At 35.6% G+C, this 25,551-nt stretch carries 28 protein-coding genes; 11 read left to right on the top strand and 17 right to left on the bottom strand.

The features are described 5' to 3' along the window. Window positions 1-23: 23 nt before the first annotated feature. A complete protein-coding gene (locus tag A9C19_RS03360) occupies window positions 24-164 on the bottom strand; it encodes a DegQ family regulator (RefSeq protein ID WP_072578650.1) in 141 nt (46 codons plus the stop codon). 373 nt (window positions 165-537) lie between these two features. Continuing rightward, window positions 538-768 (bottom strand): hypothetical protein, encoded by a 231-nt coding sequence (locus A9C19_RS03355; protein ID WP_072578649.1) that lies wholly within the window; start codon window positions 766-768, stop codon window positions 538-540. A 243-nt stretch (window positions 769-1,011) separates the two neighbouring features. Here A9C19_RS03355 and A9C19_RS03350 point away from each other — a divergent pair, with 243 nt between their 5' ends. Then, window positions 1,012-1,689 (top strand): TerC family protein, encoded by a 678-nt coding sequence (locus A9C19_RS03350; protein WP_072578648.1) that lies wholly within the window; start codon window positions 1,012-1,014, stop codon window positions 1,687-1,689. Window positions 1,690-1,698: 9 nt separating this feature from the next. Here A9C19_RS03350 and A9C19_RS03345 read toward each other — a convergent pair whose 3' ends face one another. Next, window positions 1,699-2,925, bottom strand: a complete 1,227-nt coding sequence (locus A9C19_RS03345; protein ID WP_072578647.1) for an EAL and HDOD domain-containing protein — start codon at window positions 2,923-2,925, stop codon at window positions 1,699-1,701. Window positions 2,926-3,599: 674 nt separating this feature from the next. Here A9C19_RS03345 and A9C19_RS03340 point away from each other — a divergent pair. Beyond that, on the top strand, window positions 3,600-5,036 hold the full coding sequence (locus A9C19_RS03340; RefSeq protein ID WP_233499234.1) for a 4-hydroxyphenylacetate 3-hydroxylase family protein: 1,437 nt from the start codon (window positions 3,600-3,602) through the stop codon (window positions 5,034-5,036). A gap of 119 nt (window positions 5,037-5,155) precedes the next feature. Here the strand turns inward: A9C19_RS03340 and A9C19_RS03335 are convergent, their stop codons facing one another. The 10 genes from A9C19_RS03335 to A9C19_RS03290 all read right to left on the bottom strand — a co-directional run bounded on the left by A9C19_RS03335 (window position 5,156) and on the right by A9C19_RS03290 (window position 14,759). Then, window positions 5,156-5,404, bottom strand: coding sequence for a YueH family protein (locus A9C19_RS03335; RefSeq protein WP_072578645.1), 249 nt, complete (start codon window positions 5,402-5,404; stop codon window positions 5,156-5,158). Between the two features lie 376 nt (window positions 5,405-5,780). Then, window positions 5,781-6,002 carry a spore germination protein gene (locus A9C19_RS03330; protein ID WP_072578644.1) on the bottom strand — a complete coding sequence of 74 codons (222 nt, stop codon included), beginning with the start codon at window positions 6,000-6,002 and terminating at the stop codon, window positions 5,781-5,783. Between the two features lie 64 nt (window positions 6,003-6,066). Then, a complete protein-coding gene (locus A9C19_RS03325; RefSeq protein ID WP_072578643.1) occupies window positions 6,067-7,185 on the bottom strand; it encodes an AI-2E family transporter in 1,119 nt (372 codons plus the stop codon). Between the two features lie 947 nt (window positions 7,186-8,132). Continuing rightward, window positions 8,133-9,479 carry a hemolysin family protein gene (locus A9C19_RS03320; protein WP_072581720.1) on the bottom strand — a complete coding sequence of 449 codons (1,347 nt, stop codon included), beginning with the start codon at window positions 9,477-9,479 and terminating at the stop codon, window positions 8,133-8,135. A 216-nt stretch (window positions 9,480-9,695) separates the two neighbouring features. After that, window positions 9,696-10,364, bottom strand: a complete 669-nt coding sequence (locus A9C19_RS03315) for a zinc metallopeptidase (RefSeq protein ID WP_083584473.1) — start codon at window positions 10,362-10,364, stop codon at window positions 9,696-9,698. Between the two features lie 62 nt (window positions 10,365-10,426). Further along, window positions 10,427-10,846, bottom strand: coding sequence for a MerR family transcriptional regulator (locus A9C19_RS22415; RefSeq protein ID WP_267888752.1), 420 nt, complete (start codon window positions 10,844-10,846; stop codon window positions 10,427-10,429). A 314-nt stretch (window positions 10,847-11,160) separates the two neighbouring features. After that, entirely contained in the window at window positions 11,161-11,391 is a 231-nt protein-coding gene (locus tag A9C19_RS03305) for a YuzF family protein (protein ID WP_072578640.1), read from the bottom strand. 79 nt (window positions 11,392-11,470) lie between these two features. Continuing rightward, window positions 11,471-12,004, bottom strand: a complete 534-nt coding sequence (locus A9C19_RS03300; protein WP_072578639.1) for an HD domain-containing protein — start codon at window positions 12,002-12,004, stop codon at window positions 11,471-11,473. Window positions 12,005-12,352: 348 nt separating this feature from the next. Next, complete coding sequence (locus tag A9C19_RS03295) at window positions 12,353-13,627, bottom strand: sensor histidine kinase (RefSeq protein WP_072578638.1); 1,275 nt, start codon at window positions 13,625-13,627, stop codon at window positions 12,353-12,355. A gap of 379 nt (window positions 13,628-14,006) precedes the next feature. Continuing rightward, on the bottom strand, window positions 14,007-14,759 hold the full coding sequence (locus tag A9C19_RS03290; RefSeq protein WP_072578637.1) for a (S)-benzoin forming benzil reductase: 753 nt from the start codon (window positions 14,757-14,759) through the stop codon (window positions 14,007-14,009). A gap of 155 nt (window positions 14,760-14,914) precedes the next feature. Between A9C19_RS03290 and A9C19_RS03285 the strand changes: the two genes are divergently transcribed. Then, window positions 14,915-16,135 carry a sporulation transcriptional activator AdeR gene (locus A9C19_RS03285; RefSeq protein WP_072578636.1) on the top strand — a complete coding sequence of 407 codons (1,221 nt, stop codon included), beginning with the start codon at window positions 14,915-14,917 and terminating at the stop codon, window positions 16,133-16,135. A 123-nt stretch (window positions 16,136-16,258) separates the two neighbouring features. Then, entirely contained in the window at window positions 16,259-17,392 is a 1,134-nt protein-coding gene (gene ald, locus A9C19_RS03280) for an alanine dehydrogenase (RefSeq protein WP_072578635.1), read from the top strand. Between the two features lie 138 nt (window positions 17,393-17,530). Here the strand turns inward: ald and A9C19_RS03275 are convergent, their stop codons facing one another. Continuing rightward, window positions 17,531-17,959, bottom strand: a complete 429-nt coding sequence (locus A9C19_RS03275; RefSeq protein ID WP_072578634.1) for a MarR family winged helix-turn-helix transcriptional regulator — start codon at window positions 17,957-17,959, stop codon at window positions 17,531-17,533. 152 nt (window positions 17,960-18,111) lie between these two features. On the opposite strand from A9C19_RS03275, the gene A9C19_RS03270 reads away from it, so the two are divergent. The 4 genes from A9C19_RS03270 to A9C19_RS03255 all read left to right on the top strand — a co-directional run bounded on the left by A9C19_RS03270 (window position 18,112) and on the right by A9C19_RS03255 (window position 19,754). After that, window positions 18,112-18,534, top strand: coding sequence for an organic hydroperoxide resistance protein (locus A9C19_RS03270; RefSeq protein WP_072578633.1), 423 nt, complete (start codon window positions 18,112-18,114; stop codon window positions 18,532-18,534). Between the two features lie 434 nt (window positions 18,535-18,968). Further along, a complete protein-coding gene (locus A9C19_RS03265; RefSeq protein WP_072578632.1) occupies window positions 18,969-19,214 on the top strand; it encodes a DUF2164 domain-containing protein in 246 nt (81 codons plus the stop codon). A 72-nt stretch (window positions 19,215-19,286) separates the two neighbouring features. Further along, window positions 19,287-19,478, top strand: coding sequence for a hypothetical protein (locus A9C19_RS03260; protein WP_072578631.1), 192 nt, complete (start codon window positions 19,287-19,289; stop codon window positions 19,476-19,478). Between the two features lie 102 nt (window positions 19,479-19,580). Beyond that, a complete protein-coding gene (locus A9C19_RS03255; RefSeq protein WP_072578630.1) occupies window positions 19,581-19,754 on the top strand; it encodes a YjfB family protein in 174 nt (57 codons plus the stop codon). A gap of 219 nt (window positions 19,755-19,973) precedes the next feature. On the opposite strand, the gene A9C19_RS03250 is transcribed toward A9C19_RS03255, so the two are convergent. After that, entirely contained in the window at window positions 19,974-20,573 is a 600-nt protein-coding gene (locus A9C19_RS03250) for a sulfite oxidase-like oxidoreductase (RefSeq protein ID WP_072578629.1), read from the bottom strand. Between the two features lie 114 nt (window positions 20,574-20,687). Here A9C19_RS03250 and A9C19_RS03245 point away from each other — a divergent pair, with 114 nt between their 5' ends. Continuing rightward, complete coding sequence (locus A9C19_RS03245; protein ID WP_072578628.1) at window positions 20,688-21,272, top strand: biotin transporter BioY; 585 nt, start codon at window positions 20,688-20,690, stop codon at window positions 21,270-21,272. Window positions 21,273-21,523: 251 nt separating this feature from the next. Here the strand turns inward: A9C19_RS03245 and A9C19_RS03240 are convergent, their stop codons facing one another. Then, a complete protein-coding gene (locus A9C19_RS03240; protein ID WP_072578627.1) occupies window positions 21,524-22,072 on the bottom strand; it encodes a DUF6241 domain-containing protein in 549 nt (182 codons plus the stop codon). 166 nt (window positions 22,073-22,238) lie between these two features. On the opposite strand from A9C19_RS03240, the gene A9C19_RS21655 reads away from it, so the two are divergent. Further along, entirely contained in the window at window positions 22,239-22,412 is a 174-nt protein-coding gene (locus A9C19_RS21655) for a hypothetical protein (protein WP_158515050.1), read from the top strand. Window positions 22,413-22,482: 70 nt separating this feature from the next. On the opposite strand, the gene A9C19_RS03235 is transcribed toward A9C19_RS21655, so the two are convergent. Beyond that, entirely contained in the window at window positions 22,483-23,817 is a 1,335-nt protein-coding gene (locus A9C19_RS03235) for a Na+/H+ antiporter family protein (RefSeq protein WP_072578626.1), read from the bottom strand. Between the two features lie 449 nt (window positions 23,818-24,266). Between A9C19_RS03235 and A9C19_RS03230 the strand changes: the two genes are divergently transcribed. Beyond that, entirely contained in the window at window positions 24,267-25,433 is a 1,167-nt protein-coding gene (locus tag A9C19_RS03230; protein WP_072578625.1) for an IS256 family transposase, read from the top strand. Window positions 25,434-25,551: the final 118 nt, after the last annotated feature.

The raw sequence follows: 25,551 nt of genomic DNA, 5'->3' as shown, positions 1-25,551 counted from the left end.
AACTCAGCTATTTAGCTAAGTTTTTATGAAACATTTATAATTGAGTATTTATCATATTTATCTATGCTTTTATTTATTGAGAGTAAAGATTGTTTCGTTTCTCTCAATTCCTTCTCAATTTGCAGAAGCTTTTGTGTCATTTCTTCAATTTTCTGCTGATCCATCTTGTTCACCCTCCTTATTTGTTGGTAAGAGAATGTATGACCAACGAACAATAGTGATGTTTATAGTTAAATATTACTTTAAACTACGGGAAATGTAACCGAAAATAAATCGAAATGCTCACTGCGTGATACCGCAACATTAACGCAATAGTCCAAATTGCTTGTTTTTTACAATACAAATCCCTTTTCCCTTTTTTATACCTTTAAAAACCTGGAAATGGCTATGACATTTATAGGGTACGTTATATTTCTTTTATTTTGTCCTGTGAAAATGATTTTTTAAAAAATTTATAATAACTTATCCATACGTTTACGTAATGATACATATCTTGCCCATAAGAAAAGACCATTGTTATTCACAATGGCCTTACATTTAAACAGAAACAACGGTATCTTCATAAAGTTTTTGAGCTTGGAGCATTGCTTCATTCATTAATTCTTTTTTCCTTTCGAGAGGCCCATCATATTCTAACGTATAATCTTCAATTCCGGATTGTGAAAATAAACATTCCATCTTTACCCGACAGTCGTCCATCGCAACTAAAAACACTGCAACCATCTTGTCATCTAAAACATAAAATAAGGGCTTGTCTGTTATATTCACATGCATCCTCCTTCGATTAACTTACTCGAAGTAATAACCAGGAAGTCAAATGCTTCTACATTACATATTCCACAAAAGGATATTATTCCCTTCAATCGTTCTAGATTTTTTTCAAGCCTTAAAAAACAATTTTTCTTTAGTTTCTCTTTAACCCCATCATTTATTCCCTTGCTATTTGTGTAAAATCTTAACTCACATATTGTCTTTCCTTCTGTATGAAAATAAAGCTAGTGAGGTGAAGAAATGGAGCTCTTTTCGGTTGAATTTTTTACTGCACTGTTATCAATTGTGGTGATTGATTTAGTATTAGCTGGAGACAATGCCATTGTTATTGGACTAGCTGCTAGAAAGCTTCCAAAGGATCAGCAAAAAAAGGTAATCATCTGGGGAACAATTGGCGCTATCGTTATAAGAGCCATCGCTACTTTACTTGTTGTATACCTTTTGAAGATACCTGGTTTGCTTTTAGCCGGTGGGTTAATCTTGATTTGGATAGCGTATAAACTAGTGACAGATGAAGATGATCATGATGTAGAGGCTGGTGACAGTATTTGGGCAGCTATCAGAACCATCATCATAGCGGATGCTGTCATGGGGTTAGATAATGTCTTAGCTGTTGCGGGAGCTGCCCATGGAAGCTTTTTATTAGTTATTCTTGGACTACTTATCTCCATTCCCATTGTTGTGTGGGGAAGTACCATCATCTTAAAATTTATTGAGAGATTCCCATTGATTATATTAGCAGGTTCTGCGGTCCTAGCATGGACAGCATCAAAAATGATTGTGAAAGAGCCCTTCTTAGCTACCTTTTTCGCTGAGGATTGGTTAAAATATGGCTTTGAACTATTAATCGTGCTTTTCATCGTATCAATCGGTTATGTGAAAAATAAAGCGAAGAAAATAAAAACGAGTGCTAGTTAACACTAGCACTCACCCTCCCATTTCCTTCATTAAACTGGATGCCCAGTCAATAGCTTGAACGTAAATCTGACTAATTTGCTCTTTAGTAAAAGGTATTTCCTCTTCATTCCAAGTCGTTCTTTCAATTAGCAGCGCCCAATTTAACACTTTATTTAGTTCATTTTCCTCCCCTAACAGAGCATGTTGAATGTCGTCTGATAAAGGCAGATCATTAAGGATATCTTGTATATGTCGATGTAAAAGAGTATCAATGAGAGAAAACAATCCCGTTAACATAAATTGCGCGGAATCCGTGTGACTTTTCCCTAACGCTAAGGCAATTTGTTCACAAAGCTTTGCACGGACAAGTGACATTTTCACCACTTCATCCATATTTTTTTCTTTTTCTGTTTTCATTTCTTTTAATGACAACACATAAATCCACTTTTTCAATTCATTTAAACCAAGTAAGACAATTGCTTGTTTAATGGACTTAATTTTATTTATTGGCCTAAATGCTGGAGAATTAATAAGCTTTAAAAGCTTATATGACATTGAAATATCACGCTCTATTTCAGAGGCAATTACATCAATATCAGGCTCTGTCTTCGTTATTTCATTAAAAATTTGATAATAGGTTTTTAAATACATCGGTACATCATAGCTTGAAATAATGAAAGGCTTACTAAAGAAATACCCTTGGAAATAAGTATAGCCTGCCTGTTTTGCTGCTATAAAGTCTTCACGTGTTTCGACTTTTTCCGCAAGCAATTCAATTTGTAAAGGCCGATATCTTTCAACTAACTTCTTCCGTTCCTCATATGAGGTTTGCAAAAAATCAACCTTTATAATATCAATATACTTTAATAATTTTGGTAAAAGACGCGATGATTCCTGAACCTTAAAATCATCCAAGGCAATGGTGTACCCTAGTTCTTTCAATTCATGACAAATTACAATTAGCTCTTCATCAATCTCAACTGTTTCCAAAATCTCCACTACGATTGAATTTGGATTAAAGTATGTAGGAAGTTTGGACTTTAACAGTGAGCCTGTAAAGTTTATAAAGCATTTTTTTCCTTCTGATAAGTCTTGCATCCCAATATTTAAGAAGCTATTAATAATTACTTCAGTCGTCGCACGGTCTCCATCAATATTAGGGAACACATTATCTTTACTACCTCTATATAAAAGCTCATAGGCAATTACTTCTTCATTATTGTTTAAAATAGGCTGTCTTGCTACAAATACCTCCATAAGGCATGTTTCCCCTCCAAAAAAAAGAAAATCTATCTCTATATGTCAACTATTTTACTACACTTTTCACAGTAATTTACTGTTTAATTGGGATTTTCTTTTATTTTTCGAAAAAAATGAGAATAATGTGCAGAAAAAAGATAAATATGGAAGGTATCAGGGCCTAAAGTTTGATCCCTGACTCTTAGAGCACTTTAGCCGTGAAAATTGAGAAGACTGATCCTTCACCTATTAAGGTATAGATAACTAAATCAAGGCAAAGATTAATTTTAACCAACCAAAAAATGAAATCCATAAAGGGATACTTAAAAGGATGCCCCAACCCAACCCTCTTGGAAAATTTTCTTCCTCCACACTTTACACCCTCTCACACATAATGTTCCATAGTATTTCCATCCACTACGTCTTTAAAACGTTACCAAACAGTAAGAGATCTGATTTCAAAACATATAAAGCTTAAATTTTTCATTTACCAAATGAGCAACGAGTGACTTAAACCTGTAATGAAGGTGGAAAACTTTTATACAATCAATTGAAGTTCTACTAATTGGGATGATTATTTGAAACTTCCTAATGTGGATCATTCCATAAGAAATAGCTAAAATTTAAAAATAGTATTTATAAATTTTCATTCTCCTCCATAAATTGTCTTAAGAAGTTGTAAGGAGTGTGTAATGATGCCCGCTATTAGTGGAAAAGAATATGTATCGAGAATGAAAGCATTAGAACCGAACGTATGGATAAATGGAGAAAGAATGACGGAAGCAATTTGTGACCATTCAGCCTATAAAGGAGCGGTGAAAACAAAGGCTGAACTTTACGACTTGCAGCAGGAAGACAAGCTAGTAGAAAGGATGACATATAAATCCCCTACCTCTGGTGAGCGTGTCGGACGTTCATTTCTACAGCCTAAAACAAAGGAAGACTTAGAATCACGGAGAGCAATGATTAAAACGTGGGCTACACATACTTATGGGATGATGGGACGTACACCCGATTATTTAAACACTGTTATTATGACATTAGCTGCATCAGCTCAAGTCGTATCTGAACAAGATCCACGTTTTTCAAACAATCTCTTACATCTTTATGAAAGAGCAAGGGAATATGATTTATCATTTACTCACAGCTTTATTAATCCTAAGTCTCAGAGAACTAGTCTAAAAGCAGAGTCACTGAATAAACCAGAAACAAAAATTGTTAAACAAACAGCTGATGGTGTTTATCTAAAGGGGGCAAGACTTCTCGCAACCCAAGGAGGCATGACAGATGAAATACTGTTATTACCCCCTAGTGGAAAAATCTATGATGAGGAGAATGCGTTTTGCTTATCAATCCCTTCTAATGCAAAAGGAGTTACCTTTGTTTGTCGAGAGTCCTATTTTAATGGAGAATCTACCTTTAATTATCCACTCTCTTCTCGATTTAATGAAATGGACACGATGCTGATTTTCAATAATGTGTTTGTCCCTTGGGAACATGTTTATTTTCACCATCGTTCTGATCTTGCTCATAAGCTTTTTTCAAGGAGTAGTTTCACACCCCTTACTTTACACCAAGTTTCGATAAGACAAATAACTAAGTTAGAATTTGTTCTAGGGCTCTCTCAATTGCTAGTAAAATCAATGGCTTTATCAGATTACCATCACATCCACCAAAAAATAAGTGAAATAATTATTGGACTTGAAACAATGAAAGCCTTATTAGATCGTGCAGAAGTACTGGCACGTGAAGATGAATGGGGGACGATGGTACCTCACGTACATTCTTTGTTTGTTGCTGTAAACTCATTCTCATCTTTATATCCACGATCAATCGAAATTCTTCAATTACTTGGAGCTGGTGGATTAGTTGCGATCCCTTCAGAGGAAGACTTTCACTCAAGCTTACAGGACGACTTATCTATGTATTACCAAGGAATAGATTGCGATTCTGTAACAAGAGCAAAGCTATTTAGAGTTGTCTATGATTTGACAATGAGTCGCTTCGGTACGAGACAAACACAATATGAACGGTATTTTTTCGGGGACCCCATGAGGTTAGTAACAACTTTATACCACGGATATCCGCGGGATGAATATATGGAACAAGTTCAGCAATTGATAGATTGAGGCTGGGACAGAAGTGCCTGGCACCTTATCGTAACGACTATATGTACGCACTGATTTATTTAGTGCACACAATAGATTGAGTCGGAGGGTGCCCGGCTCTTTGTTTTGTCCCAGCCTCATTACATTTCACCTGTCCATTGGACAATTTTAGAGGATAGTTCCTCAGCTGCAAGTGGATCAATTCGTTGAACTAATGAAGATTTCAATCGTAGTTCAAGCTCTACTCGTTCCTCCACATAAGGAATAGTGACAGACCACTCGATTTCAGGAATAGCCACCATACTGAATTCTTGCTGCTTATTTTCATAGATATACACATTTGTAATTAATTGATCTTGATTATGTACATTTGCCTTTCTAATCTTCATACCCTTCAATCCTTTCAGAAATAACTATAGACTTATTATAGTGAAGTTCCATATACTTTGCATTATTTGTTCACACATAGAACATGCTCTACAAATTTATCCATGTTACTTAAAAAAGTTTCAACTGATGTGCTACCTTCAGTTGAAACTTTTTATAAGGTTATTTTTAAACTTTGTTGCTATTTAGTACATATTTCAAAGAGTATAATCATTATTCCTACCAAAAACCAATGATAGTAAGAAAGAAAAGAATGGCTCTTCCTTTACTAACACTAACAGGAGAACCTTGTACCTAGGTGAAAAATCCGGCACTTATAAATTTTTTAGACAAGCAACAATCTAAACAAAAACATTGTTTATAAAGAATAAACCGCGCTTAGAAATTCAGATTTTCTTGTTGATCAATCATATCTATATCTTGGAAGTTCGTAATATTAAATAGATTCTGCGTTTCAATAAAATCACCTGTGTTCGCTCCGCCAGAGCCGATCGATGCTTTCGACTTCGCTTTTGGTGATAAAGAAAAACTATCTCCCACCTTAAATATAGCACTACTTCCCATATTATTCAGCTTAATTGGACCAACAAATGCCGGCATGTTCATCTCCTCCTTCATAACCTATAGTGTATGATATGGGGCTATAAAAGAAGTGTTCTTCGCCTTATAGGCTAGTATCTGTTTGACTCATTAACTCAGACTTAGATCTTTTTCTTAATTTTACCAAACGAATAACATTTAATGTAATTGCCTTAAGAACCGCATAAGTTGGAACAGCAAGGATCATTCCAATAACTCCACCGAAGCTACCTGCACCTATTAACAACAATATAATTGTTAATGGATGTGTATTTAGACGTTTCCCAATAATAAGTGGTGAAAGAAAATTACCATCTATTTGTTGGACAATTGTTACGACTAAAGCCGCAAAAATCGCTTTAGCTGGAGAATCTAGTAAAGCAATAATAACAGCAGGTGCTGCACCAATAAATGGCCCTAAATATGGAATAATATTTGCTACAGCCACTACTATCCCTAAAACAAGTGCGTAATCTAAACCAATAATGGTATAACCGATAAAACAGCCTATCCCGACTGCTAAAGAAACAATCACTTGTCCCTGAATATAGGCTGCCAACGTTTCATATAAGTCACGGAAAATCTTTAAACCTTCCGCTCGATATGTACCAGGTAAAATCTTCACTGCAGCCGTCGGAAGCTTATGTCCATCTTTTAACATATAAAAGAGGATGAATGGGACAGTTATAACCGTTAATGTTATATTCGTTACTACTCCAATGACAGCCGTAAAGCTTTGGGTAATATTTTTCGGTAAGTCTGTTGCAAACCCTGTTAATGTATTTTCAATTTCATCAAGAGAAATATACTCCTGCTCCATTACCCAGGTGAAGGCAGATGTTTTTGACATTTCCAAAATATAAGCGGTCATTTCTTCTACATACCTAGGAAAATTTTCCACTAAGTCAGACACCTGATCGGCAACGATTGGACCAATAAAAGCAATCAACCCTGAGAAAACACCAATGAACACGATATAAGGAATAAGAATGGCAAGGGTTCTAGGTACCTTTCCCCTTTCTAACAGTGTCACAACTGGAGCAAAAATAAAAAATAAAATTCCAGCAATGAGTATTGGGAAAAATAATGTGGTTGTAAAGACAATGATTGGTTCAAAAAGAAAGGATACCTTCGTACTTACATAGACAATCAGCAAAATTAATAAAATTTGTAATGTCCAAAAATGTGTCTTTGATTTAAACAAGTCTAGCTCCTCCAGTTATAATAAAACTTCTCTTTCAATAGACTTTCTTGCAATTAATTAATAAGGCTTGTACCCCGTTTCGTTCTTCTTCTAGTCAGTAAAGCACCATCCAGGAAAAAGCCAGTACCAATGAGGAAAGTTTTCTCTTTACCTCTACGATTAAATAATCAAAAAGTTTCAAATTTTATTCTATTGGTTAAATTTCATCAATTGAATCCTTAGAGCCTCAAGGGCTTTCAAGACAAAAAAGAAAATCCCTCCCCAAACTGTCGAAATAAGTATGCATCACACAAGCTTATGAGACTGGAGGAAGTTTCCCTATGCCTATTATACGACAAGGAGACCTCTTTGACCTACAAGAAGGATATGATGTAGAACCTACCCCAACGATTTAAAGCTATTTGCTATCAAATCTTGATATTAATCAACTACTTTGTAGGAGACTAAAAAATGACGTTTCACAAGTGGTGTTGAGCACAAACTTGCTGCTGTGATTTCTTTCCTCCTTGGCTACTAGAATGATTGAACGGATTCATTTTATTAAAAACCTAGTAAAGCAATTATAGAACGATATCGTATTGCGTGTTATTTGTGACTTTTTGGTTTATCGTATCAAATACCATGTTAAATTAGCCACAAGCTGCTTAAGATGTAAAATTCGAGCTCTTTTCTAAGAGATTGTATGAAATGGATTCATTATAAATGTACAACATTTATCACACGATTACCAACTATTAGGTGAATTTTCGTTATTTCTCCCTTAGAATTTCTACTAAAATAAAAAGCTCTATTATTAATGATATATACGGGAGTCTTCTAAGAAGAAAAAATCTCACTAGTTTTTATACAGCACTGTTTTCTTCAAATGACTTAAAGCAAAAAAGGAGACGCAAATAGTTAAATAAAAAAGGGAGACATATAGATGCCTCCACTCTAAGCTGTATCTCTTATTCTTCTATACTTTCAATTAGTTCAGATTCTCCTTCTTCATCATGAACCTTTTCTTGAATCTCTACTGAACGAATAAGATGACCTTCCATATCAAGGATGTGGAACTCATAGCCTTGATATGTGAGAACGTCTCCTTGCTTACTTTCTATATTTTGAGTTAGTATCCATCCACCTAGTGTGTCGATATCCTCATCATCAATATCTAAGCCTAGCATATTGTTAATCTCATATAACAGAACCTTACCATCAACAACATAATGATGTTCACCACGTTTTTGAATATCTGGGACTTCATCGTGGTCAAACTCATCACGGATATCACCAACAATCTCTTCAATGATATCTTCAACTGTTACTAAACCAGCTGTTCCTCCGTACTCATCCATTAGGATGGCCATGTGAACACGATCCTTTTGCATCTTAATTAACAAATCATGAATTGGGATAGATTCTATCACTTGTATAACAGGTCGAATATACTTTTGTATAGATGTATTTTTGCGTTCTTCTGCCGTCAAATAGTATAGATCAGTAAAGATTTCTTTGATGTTCACCATTCCAAGAATATGATCTTTATCTCCATTCACTACTGGATAACGAGTGAATTTTTCACTACGCATAATATCCAGATTCTCTTGGAACGATTTTTCTACTGAAGTTGTTACGATCTCTGTTCTAGGTACCATAATTTCCTTTGCAATGCGATCATCAAACTCAAAAATTCGATTTACATATTTAAATTCAGACTGATTGATTTCACCACTTTTATAGCTTTCAGAGAGAATAATTCTAAGCTCTTCCTCGGTATGAGCAAGCTCATGCTCTGATGCAGGCTTTAAGCCGATTAAACGAATAAGTAGATTTGCTGAACCATTTAACACCCAAATAAAAGGATACATGACTCGGTAGAAAAAGATCAGCGGTCTAGCAAATAGCAGCGTAATAAACTCTGCCTTTTGAATAGCTATTGTTTTAGGAGCTAACTCTCCTACTACTACATGTAAATAGGTAATCATAATGAATGCCAATACAATGGTTAATACACTAACAATTGACTCGTTCACATTTAATAGCTCTAATAACGGATGGAGAATCACTTCTAGCGTTGGCTCTCCAAGCCAACCTAAACCTAAAGCAGTAATGGTAATTCCTAGCTGACAGGCTGATAAATATTCATCCAAATTTGAGGTTACTTTCTTTGCAGCAATAGCTGAGTTATTTCCCTCTGCTATTAACTGATCTAGTCTCGAACTTCTTAATTTAACAATCGCAAATTCCGATGCAACGAAAAATGCTGTTAAGGCAATTAAAACCGCAACAATAATCAGGTTAACTATATCCAAAATAAGGGAAAGACCAGTGGGATATTCAATCACGATTACTTAACATTAGCTATGAGTAAATCTTCCTCATTGCATAAGTGTTTAGCTCCACACAACAATGACTTACAAAAGAAGTGAGTCTACTTCTAAGTTAATCGCTTTTTCATTGAAGCCTCCGTTTCGGTTGGCCGATCCCTGTCACCTCCTAAAAAGTAAAATTACGAAATAAATTGATGCCTAATCTTCGTCTCCTTGAAGAAAAATCATTACAAATTTTAATAGTTCAAATAACGCCATTAATGCACCAGCCACATACGTTAAAGCAGCTGCTCCTAATACTTTATTTACTCCATGTTCTTCATTATTCGTGATAATTCCTTCAGAAACCATTAATTTCTTTGCCCGAGAGCTTGCATTAAATTCAACAGGTAGTGTAATGAGCTGAAAAGCTACAGCAAATGAAAATAAAATGATTCCTAATCCGATTAAATTTAGTTGCCCTAAAAACAAGCCACCAATTAATAAGAATGGTGCAATACCTGATGTGAGATTAACGATTGGAAACATTTTATGACGTAACACTAAAGCACCATATGATTTCTGATGCTGTATTGCATGTCCTACCTCGTGTGCCGCTACAGATACAGCCGCAATAGAATGGCTATGATAAACTGGCTCAGATAAACGAACAACACGGGACATTGGATCATAATGATCTGTTAATGTTCCTCTAACCGCTTCAACACGAACTTGATATAGACCATTTTGATCTAAGATTTGACGAGCAACCTCCGCTCCCGTTTTGTGAGAAGAAGCCTCGACTTGGGACCACTTATTAAAGTTACCTTTCACCTTAAATTGAGCCCAAAGAGATAAACCAAAAGCAGCAAAAACTAATATGTCCATTGGGTGAAAAAACACTTCTAATTCCTCCTATACGATCATCGTTGTTTCATATTTTCATATTCTTATGTTGAGTGTAGTAAAAATTGTAAAGATTGCATAAGTGCTTTACTTTGAGATTGTATGTGATTTGAGATTTCCACTTGAGAATCCTCATTTAATTGATCAAAAATAGGCTTAAGCTCTAATATTTCTTGTTCAAGCTGCTTCATATGTGTTGCAAGCATCTCAGCATGCTTTATGCACGTTTCCTGTTTTTCAATCGATTGTTTATTACTACGCTTTAATTCTAAACGTTCTTTTATATCTTGCAAGCTCATATGTAGCTCTTTACACGCCTCAATAAATTTAATATCGTCCACTACCTTTTCTGAATATAATCGATAGTTAGACGGAGAGGTTGTCTCTACATGTAGTAAACCCATCTGTGTGTAATAATCAATCGTTCGTTTTGATACATTCGCCTTTTTTGCTATTTCACCAATTTTAAACAGAATAACCCCATCGTATCACCTCTTAATTTTATTACTATTATTCTACCCTTATAAAAACCGTACAGTCAAACGTTATGGTTGTTGAAACTGCTTAGTACTTCCAAGTAAATTCCATCTCATGCTTTTTTAAAAAAATCAAGTTACTTAGAGCTAGACACTAAAACGAAGTACTGAGTTCACCCTTATCTAGTAGGGTCACATTTATGTATATTCTCGCAAACGTCAAAAAAGACTGGAGTCAACATCTTCTAGTAGTTGATTTGTCTCCAGTCTCACAGGTCATTCCCCTACCCGCTTATATAGAATCAATCCGGCATAACGGACACAATTTGCTGACAGCGAATGAAAAAAGTTGAGTCTCCAACTTTCACCACAATATGATCCGGCTTTACATCCATTACTCTGCCTCTTAAGCTATCTCTAACTGTTTGAACAACCGCATTTTTACCTATTAATGTTTGTAATGTTTGAAATACATATGGCTCTACATGAGTAACTAATTCAGGTCCACCGTGCATTTGGTTTGTATAATTCATGATGAAGGCTCCCTCCAAATTAAATTCTATATACTATATGAAGGGAGCTAGGTTCATGTCACAAATGAACGTATTAACCTTATACAGATCTACGCAGCTGTTTGTCTAGTACATGTTCTATATCTGAGTCTAACTGAGCAATTCGTTCTAACGCATCATTAAGTTCCATCTTCCGATAATGATGCTTACCTAATGGCTCTTCATCCATTTCATCTGCAGTCACAATAATTTCTTGCAAGGATGTTTTCGTAATATTTTTATCAGGTAAATAGGAATCGGTGTGAAGTAAGATTGCTAAAGCAATTTCTTTCGCATCCTGTCTATTTTCACCTAGCTTAATTAATAATCGGTGGGCCCTTTCAGCACCTTTAATGGCATGGATATCATACTTTCTATATTCTTCGAAGTCCCATTTCCCTTGTGTATACCATTCATAATGGCCAATATCATGAAGAAGTCCAGCTTTAGCTGCAAGATCAGGATTAAGATCATGCTGTTTTGCGAGCTGCACGGCATATTGAGCAACTCGAATTGCATGAGAAACACCAGACCGACCTAAATACTTTTGAGTAATTGGATGAGTAAAAATATCTAGTAAGGTAACTCGACGCATGATGATCCTCCTTTTAACAATTGATATTCAGAATAATCTAACATATATAAAAGAACCCTTCAACTAAAAGGGGAGTTTTTCTTCCAATATTATTGGTACATAGACGTTTTTTTCTTTATCTAAACTAAGATTTTTCATACTTATATCATTATATGTAGAAAAAGGATGGTTGGAACATGTGTATACACGTTTTCCTTTCAATATGCATTTTCACCACTATTTATCTAAGAACTTTTTTTAAGTTGACATACCTTCTTTGGAATCATTCAAAATGACACATTGATTCGTTTCTGGACAACAAAAATGACCCCCACTCTCTTAATGCTCATGCATGTAGAGAATAGAAGGTCATCTTTCATTTTTTATTGGGATGGTTACAGTAAAGCTTGTTGTATTTTTCTTTGATTCAACAGAGATTTTCCCGTTATATTTTGCTACGACATTTTTCACAATGCCTAAACCATCTCCGCGAGGAACACCACTTCGTTCAACCTTTGTTGAGAAGCCCGCCTGAAAAATATCATTCATCATATCAGGAGAAATCGTTGGGCCGATATTCTCTACCTTAAAGATATATTGATTAGAGGCCACAGTAGCTTCCACACTGATGAAGCGATCCACTTCTTGAAACTGTAAGGTAGCATCAAAAGCGTTATCGATTAAATTGGAAAAAATCTTAATTAAATCGATAGAGCTCAACCTTGAAAATTGATGATCATCAATTAACAAATGCATATCAACCTTATCATTTTGAGCCCTTACCCATTTTGACTGTAGTAAAATAAAAAGAGCAGGATTCTTAATCTTTAGTGGTAACTCCATCGAATCTACTTCTTTAGTTAGCGAATTAACATATTCAAACGCTCGATCTTCTCTTCCGATTTTTAATAAACCTTGTATCACTTGGATGTGATTAATAAAATCATGACGGATTGAGCGCATCGTATGTAGCATGGACTGAAACTCAACCTGATACGTTTCTTCCGCATCGCCAACTCGTGAAGTAACTTCCCTTCGAAACCACAATTGAAAGACAACAAAAATGATAAATGAAAACAGAACAAATAACGTACTAAATATAAAAAATGATACATTATTTTTCATCACTTCATTTGTAATATCAGTCACTTTGCCCACACCAATTTCAACAACGATGGCTCCTAATGGAACTCCTTCATTGTTTATAATCGGCACACCAGATGCGATAAAAGTAACATGATCATCTGTTTCAATTCTGGATGTGAAAGGTTTGTCTTCAGAATATTGTTCTAGAAATTCTTCTGAGAGTAAGCAGCAATCATCCGCTTGGTGTAATCGCCCCTCTGCCTTCCCACCTGCAATACGTCTAGGTATTCCCTCACTGTTTTTCGTTAAGATTGATGCATAAGAACCTCTAGAGAGTCTTTTGGCGTCTCGAAGTTCTCTTTCTAGCAAATTTCTTTTTTCTACCGATGTAGGCGAATTTAAATAGGATTCTAAAACTGCAACATCAAAGTTTAATAGGATTTCATCCGCCGAGAACCTTGCTTGATTTGCCATTGTTAATTCAATTGTTTTTTTCGTATTGGTATAGGTTGTATATAAATTAAATGAAGAAAGGACGATTAAGATAAAAATTGTCACTGAAATGATGACTGCATACTTTTTATGTTTTAATTGTTTAATATTCAGCCACCTCTACACGTATGAGATACTTATTTTCAGGAAAAGTTAAAAGGCGCCTGCTTAATCCTCTAACCGAAGAAATAAAAACCTTCTTCGTTTTCATTCCATGAAAGAAATCTCTTTCACCACGAGGCATTAGTATAGGCATTCTGTCATAAACGCTCGCACATTTCTCATTTGTCACAATTTTTATGACAAAACTGTAAAATAAGGAAATAGTACTAGTTTTTAAGCATACCTCAAAACTTTTCTTTTATAAAGATATTATTGCATCAGATAACAATTTTTGCGAATCTTTTTTGTCAAATCTTAAAAAAAACTTTACAATTATTTCTTCCTATAGAAATTCTCTTAAATCGTATATTCTTCCGTTCTCTACTTCTTTAGATAAAAGCTCCAATAATATGTCCGCTACATACTCTGAAGACCGTAATAGTCCTTTTTCATGATAGTCCTTAAATTGGTCTATGGAAGAGAAATCTTCACTTGTTGCCTCTCGAATGGTTGATTGCATTTGGGTATCCATAATACCTGGAGAAAATCCAATTACTTTGACCTCACTTTCCTTCTCAAGCTGTTCGACTCCGGCTGTTTGTGTAAACATATTTAAACCGGCTTTTGTACTACAATATGTACTCCACCCACTAACCGGACGATTAGCAGCACCAGATGTGATATTGACAATTGTTTTGTCCACTTTCCAATCGCTCGTCTTTTTTATAAAAAGATCTGTGAGAAGCATTGGAGTTAACAAATTCAACTGAACATTAGCAATCATTTCTTCTGTAAGTATTCTCCCAATATGCTTAATAGGATTAACCATCCCTGCATTGTTAATAAATGTTAGACTGTCTACCTCTTTTGCATCTATCTCAGTAAATATTTGATTACATACATGCTGCGCCTCTTCTATATCTGATAAGTCACATTGCTTATAACGTAAGGTGGAATTTCTTTCTTTTGCCAGTGTATGTAATGATTGATTTCTAGTCCTAGATATATAGTAAAGAACATGATCTTTATTTACTAACTTTTCAACAAGTGCGGCACCTAAGCCTTTCGATGCACCCGTAATCATATAATAATCCATCTTTTTCCCTCCAGATTTAAATACTCTTTTCATTATACTCACAGTGATACGTGACCAATCAAGTTTTACACGATATCTCCCTTTGACAAACGTATCTCTTCATACTAATCTTAAGGCATATACGAAAGAAAATAGGTTATGTAAGTAGGGATAGAATGAATGATCCATTTAAATATCATTTTGAACGTCTAGAGGACGTAGCAGATAAAATAAGTGAAGTACTACAATGTCCAATTACAATAGAGGATGTTAACCATCGTTTGTTAGCGTATAGCACACATGATGAATGCACTGATCAGGCTAGAATTTCAACGATTATTGGAAGAAGAGTTCCCGAAAAAGTCATTAATAGCTTATGGAAAGACGGGACCATTCCAAAACTATTAAAAACAGATGAGCCTGTTAGAGTAAAGCAAATCGGAGAGGTTGGACTCGGAAATCGGATTGCTATCTCCATATGGAAAAACAATGAAGTATTAGGCTTTATTTGGGCACTTGAAATTGAAAAGCATCTTGATGAGCATGAGTTGCAGCTATTAAAACAAGCCGCTCAAGCGGTAAAAAACAAAATGTTAAATTTACAAGTGCGGAAAACAAAGAAAGAAGAGCGAAATCAAGAGTTTTTTTGGAAGCTGCTTACCGGTCACATTTCTACTAAGGAAGAAATTGATCAAGCCTTTCAAGAATTAACCATTCGTGTACCAGATCCCTATACAGTTGCTGTGTTTAAGTTTCCAGATGAAATTAATGAAGGAACAGAGAAGAAACTCTTCTATTTATTACAAACAACTCAACAAGTAAATGTAGCCCTTTATACGATTGATTACAATGAACTTGTTATTTTACTAGCTTCTAGAGGAGGCTCTCCTTTAGCTGACTACAAGCAATTTACAGCCTCTCTCCTTCACCAATTAAGTGAGAGGTACTCCATTCACCATGTAATGGCAAGTATTGGCGGGATTTATCAAGACCCCATTTTCATCGAAAAAAGCTATAAAGAAGCTTCTGCTGTCTTAAATGTTAAGAAAAAATTCCCGTTAGAAACAACAGACTTAACAAGCTTTTCAGAGCTTGGAATTTATCAATATCTAGATCTACTCCTTGAACAAAGAAAACAATCAAGTTACGTTAACTACTCGTTACATAAACTAAAGGAGTATGACAAACAACACGGGACAAATCTTATTGAGACATTAGAGATCTTCTTAAATTATGATAGCCATGTTCATGACGCTTCAAAGGCTCTGAATATTCATGTTAATACCTTAACGTATCGTCTAAAACGCATTTCTGAAATTGCAGAGATTAACTTAAAAAACATGAATCAAAAGCTAACCATTTACTTAGATTTAAAGCTTGATCGGTTGTCTTTGTGAATTTACACAAATAGATAAAAAACCTTTCTCTATTTTCAACAAAGATTTTTGAAAGCATTTTATTTATACTTGCGTTAATAGATAGATGCTATTTAAAAATGGGTTACTAGGAGGACGTTTTTTATGATTATTGGGGTTCCTACTGAAATTAAAAATAATGAAAATCGCGTTGCATTAACACCAGGTGGCGTTACACAATTAGTTGCTGCTGGACATCGCGTTTTAATAGAAGAGAATGCAGGAGTAGGCAGTGGCTTTGAAAATGAGGATTATGTTGCTGCAGGTGCTGAATTGGTTGAAGACGCTTCTACTGTTTGGGCTAGCTCCGAGATGGTAATGAAGGTAAAAGAACCACTTCCAAGTGAGTATGCATACTTTAGAAAAGGGCTTATTCTTTTCACTTATCTTCACCTTGCTGCTGAACCGGATCTAGCAAAAGCATTAAAGGACAGCGGTGTAACAGCGATTGCATATGAAACAGTTACTGTAAACCGTACACTTCCGCTTTTAACACCAATGAGTGAGGTTGCCGGACGTATGGCCGCTCAAATCGGTGCTCAGTTCCTTGAAAAGCCAAAAGGTGGAAAAGGCATCCTACTTGCAGGTGTACCAGGCGTAAATCGTGGAAAAGTTACAATCATCGGTGGTGGCGTTGTTGGAACAAACGCAGCGAAAATGGCCATTGGTCTTGGCGCTGATGTAACAATTATTGATTTAAGTGCTGATCGTCTTCGTCAACTAGATGATATTTTTGGTACTCAAATCAAAACATTAATGTCAAACCCAATGAATATTGCCACAGCAGTTGCAGAAGCAGACTTATTAATCTGTGCTGTCTTAATCCCAGGCGCGAAAGCTCCTACTCTTGTAACAGAAGAAATGGTAAAAGCGATGAAGCCTGGCTCAGTAATCGTTGACGTTGCAATTGACCAAGGTGGTATCGTTGAAACGGTCGATCATATCACAACACATGATAATCCTACGTATGAAAAGCATAGCGTATTACACTATGCTGTAGCAAACATGCCGGGTGCTGTGCCACGTACGTCAACAATTGCTTTAACAAATGTGACAGTTCCTTATGCACTCCAAATTGCTAATAAAGGAGCTTATCGAGCAATTAGTGACAACCCAGCACTACAAGCAGGAGTTAACGTTATTGCTGGAGAGATTACGTATGAAGCTGTAGCTAGAGATCTAGGTTATGTTTATAAAGAGGCTCAAGAGGTTATCGCAAAAGAATATTCTTTAAATTAAGGCTAAACAGCCTCCATTAATGATGAAAAGCCATGTCGCTCAATTGTGACATGGCTTTTTCTTTTCCTTTTTGTGCTTATTTCTAAACCGTTGAAGCTAGCAACAGATATAACTCGGCACTCGGAACCCCAACATAAATTATTTAACCTTTGCTATAAACATAGATAAAATTTCATTCAGTTTACTAATATCAGTTGACTCTAATGATAATTTTTCTAATAAAAGTTCTGGTATACATGTTGCTTCTTGTTTTAATTCCTTGCCTTTTTCAGTAAGGGAAATATAAACAACTCTTTCATCCTCAGTAGACCTCTCCCTAGTAATAAAACCATTAGACTCCATTCTTTTTAGCATAGGTGTTAATGTACCCGAATCTAAAAATAGCTTGTCACCCAATTGTTTAACCGATATATGGTTATGTTCCCATAGGACAAGAAGAGCTAAATACTGAGGATATGTCACTCCTAGACCCTGTAATAATGAACGATATATTTTATTAATTTCTTTTTCTGCAGTATATAGCTTAAAACAAATTTGATTTTCTAAAGATAGTGATTCTTTCGACATTCTTTGAATGTTCCTTTCTTTATAAAAGATACCCTTATCATAACATACCTCAAATTAATTGTTAACAACTAAATTGTTGACAATTATTATAAGGGTGCGTATATTTATATTGTGCACAACTTAATTTTTAAAAATTAAAAGAGGTGGCTAATATGGAATTATTATATACGGCGAAAGCATCAGTAGAAGGCGGTCGTACAGGAAAGGTAAAAAGTAGTGATGGAGCCCTAGATTTAACATTATCAATGCCTAAATCACTAGGCGGTGCTGGTACAGAAGGAGCAACAAATCCAGAACAACTATTTGCCGCAGGCTATGCAGCATGCTTTGATAGCGCTCTTGGCTTAGTAAGTCGACAAGCAAGAAAATCAATCACATCAAAAGTAGATGCTGAAGTTTCAATTGGTAAAGATACAGATGGTGGATTTAAGCTTCAAGCTACTCTTAATGTAGGAATTTCTGGTGTTGCATTGGATGAAGCAAATGAGCTTGTTCACGCAGCACACAAAGTATGCCCGTACTCAAAAGCAATTAACGGAAACATTAACGTAACGTTAAATACTGAGGTATTTTAATAAAGCTTGTAAATGAACGCTAGGTTAAACTTGTTGATGATTTCCATTACCATGAGCCACACAACGGAATGGTTGTCATACCCTTTGACACGCTTCCTCGCGGAGGATTACATGCCTCTTATTCAAATCAATTGCATATAGACTGTAGTTAAAAATCGGACAATCGATTTTAACTACAGTCTTTTTTTACGCTGTTTTCTCATAGGTTGTTGCTTCCTTAAAAAATTCTACTTCCAAGTGCTAGATTTTTCCTTTGGTGCAAGTTTTTTCTTTCTGTAAAAGGAGAGTCTTACTTATAAGAAACTTGCCCGCAACAAGGTTTAGGAGGAGAGTGGTAAGTTGAATTGAAGGGCTGATAATTGTTAAGTTGGATTGGTAGCTTCTAATCCTTTTATGCTATTCTAAATAGAGTTCCAAAAAGGGAGGTGGCTTTTTTGTTTATCAAAATGCCCAAGGATCAGAAAAATGTGTTAATTGATGAAATACAACGTTTCTTTTACGAAGAACGTGATGAAGAAATTGGGAAAATTGCTGCAGAGGCTTTTCTTGATTTCTGCTTTGAACACATAGGTCCATCATTTTATAATGCTGGTGTACAGGATGCAATGAAAATCATTCAGGAGAGAAATCAGCAGGCTGATGATGATTTGCATGCTTTAAAACGCCCACTTTCTCGTTAACATACATATTTTGCTTGGTTTTTCACAAAATAAGCTGGAATTACTTTTCATTTAAGTGGGAGGAATAGACCAATGCAAAAAAACGCTAGAGGCTATGTACAGGATTCTTATTCAGCATTAGAAAATGCTAAAACTTGTTTACAAGATGCTTTACAGACGGTAGAAAAAGATTCAAATCGCGAAAGAATACAGCAATCCTTACAATCTGTTGAACATGCCTTACAGCAATGTGGACAAACCGTAGACATATTAGAACAAGTATAATTCCTAAGTAAGTGCCAGTTATTCACGAGAAACTGGCACTTTTTACATTCTTCCATACAAAAATCGAAGAAGATGTCGATATGAGTAATGGAGGTGAATACAATGGATATTGCAGCTTTATCAATTGGCTTGAATCAAGCTTCTTTAGGTCAAAGCGTAAGTATTGCGTTAGCTAAAAAAACAATGGAAAGCACTCAGCAAAATACTGAACAGCTTTTAAAAATGATGCAGGCTCCCCACCCTACTCTAGGAAACAAGATAGATGCAAAGGGATAATGTAAAGAAAAAATCTGGTCTTATTCTACACGTTTTTTTCTATTTGTCGAAATAACACTATATTTTCTCGGATCATTAAGTTATAAAGATTTATCCATTTGGACACGATTAAGGTTATTGGGCAAGACTAGATATCACAACAATCCTAGTCTATAACAAATATGAGCACCCACGTCTTGCCCTTTCTTTCATTCAGCTTTCAGAAACATTTAAAGAGTCTTAATCAAAACTAAATCTTTGTTCTTTAAATGGATCCCCCTTCATATGGTAGCCATTCTGCTCCCAAAATCCAGGATGATTGTGTTCAGTGAACTGAATCCCTCGTATCCATTTCGCACTTTTCCAAAAATAAAGGTGGGGGAAAACACCTCTTAACGGAAAACCATGTTCAGGTGTTAACGGTTCACCGTGGTAAGAATGAGCAAGTAAGCTTGTCTCCTTTAAAAAATCCTCAATAGCAAGATTCGTTGTCCAGCCTTCTTCCGCGTGTAGAATGACATACTTTGCATTCGGCTTAATCCCTACATCCTTTACAATGTCCGAAGCTAACACTCCTTGCCAATTAACATCAAGCTTTGACCAACCTGTCACACAATGAATATCGTTTAACAGATTTGTTTGAGGAAATTTCATCATGTCTTCATATGAATAAAGCTTCGGAGCATCAACGAGACCGTAAATCTGCAAATTCCACTTTGCAATATCCTCATAATAAGGAACATTACCAGTATGCAAGACAGGAAATGTAGTCGTTACATTTTGATTTGGTGGAACTCGATCTGACGCTTCATGTTTTTTTCGTTTGTTTCCAAAGAACATATTTCTACACCTCACCCTACTATTGTTAACTAACCATTAAAATGAGTTGACATATAATTTTTTCTGCCTTATTCTAACATTAGATAGCTTTATTATACATAAGGGGGATATACGATGAAAAAATTTAGTACATATGATATTGCGTTAGTTGGAATGTTTGCAGCCTTAATGGCTATCGGAGCCAATATCACATCTTGGGCACCATTTTTGGAAATAGCTGGAGTACCTCTTTCCATGCAGCCTTTTTTCTGTATTTTAGCAGGTTTACTACTTGGTAGCCGATTAGGTGCTTTATCAATGGTCGTATATGCATTAGTTGGGATAGCTGGAGCACCTGTTTTCGCTCAATTTAGTGGAGGCATTGGTGTTATATTCGGAAGTACTGGTGGATTTATTCTTTCTTATATTGTAGCTGCTTATGTAGTAGGAAAAATAATGGAGGCAAATAAAGAAAAAGCCTATTCTACTTTCTATATTGCTTCATTTGCTGGAATTACTGCCATCTATCTTGTAGGGACAACTTACATGTGGCTTGCTTTAAATGTATGGATCAATGCCCCAATGTCTTACGGAGCTGCTTGGTTAGTAATGGCATGGTTTATCGTAAAAGACGTAGCCTTCACGATTTTAGGAGCCTCTATTGCACCAAGAATTTACAAGTCTGTAACGAAAGCGACTTCTAAACGAATTGCCGCATGATAAAAGGAGGCTTTTCATTTAGTCATTGCCCTATCAGTATCTCTAAATACCGCTCAACTAATTTTAAGTTGAGCGTTTTTTGGTGATCATAATTAACAAAATGAGGCTGGGACAAAACAAAGAGCCAGGCACCCTCCGATACATTACGATAAGGTGCCAGGCACTTCTTTCCCAGCCTCATTTGACATCCATTTAACGTTAAATACTCCTATAAAGTGTGATAGGATTAGTGTCTCGCTTAACCTGTTTTTTCACTTTATTTGCGAATCATAGCGTTGTATATACTCTTCTTCCTGTTCCTTTGTCATCACACCTGTAGCTTTTCCCACAGTACCTCCTTGTAACTTCCAAATCACATTATGATCTTCATCGGCATGTGAAAAATCATTAGCTAACCATTTATTGAGGATACTATTATATGTATCTTTATTCTTAAAATTCCCTTCTTCAATTACATCTAACAAAAATTCTATTCTTTCCTGTGAAATTTTATAATGAATCCATTTTTTATCGGCAATTACTTTTTGATGGGACATGCCATGCATATAATTGAGTATATCCAACTCCACTATGACCTTTTTATCTTCTTCAAATGGATTTTCTATTACATCTGCTTTTTTTGTCGTATCAATCGATTGAGTAATTTCCTTATTCTCACCCCCGTCGATTTGACCTGTATTTGTAGAACTAGCGGGATCTTCATCAAACATATCTACCAAAATGACTCCAAGTATACCGAAAAATAGTAAGACTATTACAATAGTAGATAGAATTAGTTTATGCCTTCGGATCCATTCCATTATGTTAACCCTCCCAAAATGTGGATATATCATATGATACAACGCATATTCAACTAAATACAAGACTTACTAAATGATTGTTTTTACTATTTTTACAAATTCGATGTATAATTGAATCTAGTTTTGTCCATACATTTACTAGAGTCGAAATAAAAAGGGTGGTTATATGAAGACCTTGGTAGTAAAACGATATTTTCTAGATATAAAAGAAAGAGAAGCATTAGAGAATGAGTGCTTAAAACATAATCCTACTTTACTCGAAGAAGTACTCGAATGGGACGATGAGGAGTTACTGGAGAGAATTCAATATAAGAAGAAAACTAGACACAACAAAGGTTGAAAAGGCTTAGACGAAGAAAGAGCTTGGATTTAGATGATCCAAGCTCTTTCTATTTTTCTATAAAATTTTTCTATAAAATGATAGCCGCTATCCATCCAAAAATTATGAGTGGAATATTGTAATGAATAAAAGTAGGAACACAAGTATCCCAGATATGATTATGATTTCCATCAGCAGCAAGACCTGATGTAGGCCCTAATGTACTATCTGAAGCTGGAGAACCCGCATCACCTAAAGCGGCAGCAGTCCCAACTATTGCTATTGTTGCCATCGGACTTAACCCCAGTTCTAAACATAAAGGTACAAAAATTGTTGTAATAATTGGAATCGTTGAGAAAGATGAACCGATCCCCATCGTCACAAGCAATCCTACAACTAGCATTAATAGTGCACCTACTGCTTGATTTCCACCAATCATGTTTGCTGCATCCTCTACAAGTAATTCAACGTGTCCTGTTTCTTTTAACACACTTGCAAATCCTGATGCAGTAATCATAACAAATCCAATAAATGCCATCATCTTCATACCACTAGTGATAACAACATCTGCTTCATTTCTTTTTAACGTACCACTTGCATACAATACAATTAAACCAGCAAGTGCACCGAAAATCATTCCTTCTACACCAAGCTGTTGAGAAAGATATAGCTGAACCGTTAACGACACAATAATGGCAATCACCGCAATAAGAATGGTTTTAGGGCTATATGAATAACTTTGCTCTTGATTTGCTACTTCACGAGTTTCATAGACTCTATTTTTACGGTAACTAAAGAATATAGCGACTAACAATCCGATCAACATTCCTAGCGCCGGAATCGCCATGGCTTTCGGAATATCAGAAAGTGCAACAACTAAGCCGCTTTGTTCCATATTTGCTTGCATGATTTCATGAAAAATCGCACCAAATCCAACCGGTAAAAACATATATGGTGTAATCAATCCAAAAGTTAAAACTGTTGCTATTAAGCGTCGATCCACTTGTAATTCATTTAATACTTTCAATAAAGGTGGAATAAGTACTGGAATAAAAGCAATATGAACGGGAATCACATTCTGAGAAAAAATAGACATCGTTAAGATCATAAGGATAATCAAAACTTTTGAAAGAGTTTTACGTCGTGTCTCTCCTTCACGTCCTACTAATTTCACGGCACCTGCTACCATTGCATCAGGTAAACCTGTTGTCGACAAAGCAACTGCAAAAGCACCAAGCAATGCATAGCTAAGAGCAACAGTCGCATTTCCACCAAGACCATCTGTGAAAATTTGAATCGTTGTAGCAACATCCAAACCTCCAGTTAGACCTCCAACAAATGCTCCAATTACCAAAGCAAAAACAACATTTATTCGTAATAAGCTTAAAATAAGCATGACAATAACTGCAATCATAACAGCATTCATGATGGTAACCCCCAAAATCCTTTAGTTTGCTAATATGGTAGAGAAATAAAATAACAGAATTTAATTTATCATATCTTTTTTTGATGGTCAACTGGAAATTTCAGCGAAATCTGAGGTTGTCTATAGCTGAAGAGGCTTTTAAAGAAGCAAGAAGGGTTAGATTGGCTGACATTAGTCCGAATGTGGGAGTACGTGACTTAATGTGACTGTTTTAGTCTTTTTTTCGTCTAAATTTGATCATTTTTCTGACAATGAGAGCATAGAAATAGGGATTTCGGGTGCTTTCTATGTGATTTTTGAATTGTATCGGCGATTATCGGGGGGCTATCCGCGGTTCTGTGTGCTCTATCGATAAAGTCCATATAATTGTGTAAAAAGAAAGGAGTCATTTTATTCCTTCTTGTCAACAATGTTTAACGACCAAGAAAAACATTGAAAAGGAGAATAAAATGACTCAATTACAGTTTAGCCTAGATATGAATGTTTTAAAAGATTCAGTTATGAATTCTAATATTGATACTGTTATAAAGTCTGCAATAGTTTTAGTTTTAAATGAATTTATGGAAAAAGAAAGAGACGAATATCTCCATGCATACCCTTATGAGCGTTCTGACGAACGTAGAGATTACCGTAATGGTTACTATGAACGTGATTTAACTATGAGTGTTGGCAAGATAAAACTCAAGGTCCCTCGAACACGTCATGGTGAATTTTCACCATCTGTATTTGAGAAGTATGCACGTTGTGATCAGGCTTTGGTCCTTTCTATGTTAGAGATGGTCATTAATGGTGTATCTACTAGGAAAGTGACACATATTGTTGAACAACTCTGCGGTGAGAATATATCAAAATCATTTGTATCCTCACTTACTCAAAAATTAGATCCAATCGTGAATGACTGGGCAAAGAGACCTTTAAACATAACTTACTACCCCTTTGTTTTTGTAGATGCTATGTATATAAAAGTTCGTGAACATCAACGAGTTGTCTCTAAAGCTGTCTATATTGCTACTGCTATTACAGATAAAAACAAACGTGAAATCCTAGGATTAAGTGTTGATCATACAGAAAGCTTTGAATCCTGGAGAAACTTTTTCCAACAACTGAAATCACGTGGTCTTCAATCTCCTAAGCTTGTAATTTCCGATGCTCATCAAGGTCTTCAGAAAGCTATCCAGCGTGAATTTATTGGGACTTGTTGGCAAAGATGTAATGTCCATTTTAAGCGTAATATTTTTACCAAACTGCCAAAAAAAGATTCTACTGAGATAAAATTGATGATAAAACGTATTTTTGAAGCTGTCACAATTGAAGATATGAGAAACTTTAAAGAAGAGTTGATGGCTCAGTTTACTGACAATCATAAATATGAAAAAGCACTCGCTATCCTGGATGATGGTTTCGAAGATACCATACAATACATGAACTTTCCAGAACACATACGTTGCCATATCAGAAGTACTAATTCTCTTGAAAGATTGAATCAAGAGGTACGTAGAAGAGAGCGAGTCATACGAGTTTTTCCAAATACACAATCTGCTTTTCGACTAGTTGGCGCAGTTCTTATGCATTACCAGGATTCTATCTATTCTAAAAAGAAATCCTTAACAAAATAGTTCCTTTTTCAGCATAGCTTCCAATTGTGGGAGGATCTCATATCCAGGAATAGCTGTCAAAGTGAGGAGCCTTTGACAGCTATTCCTGGATATGAAGTGATTAACCCATGGAAGCATT

It is taken from the genome of Bacillus weihaiensis (assembly GCF_001889165.1).
GTDB classification, from domain to species: domain Bacteria; phylum Bacillota; class Bacilli; order Bacillales; family Bacillaceae; genus Metabacillus; species Metabacillus weihaiensis.
The sequence above is the reverse complement of the archived record's forward strand: the minus strand, read 5'-3'. Positions and strand labels throughout refer to the sequence as shown.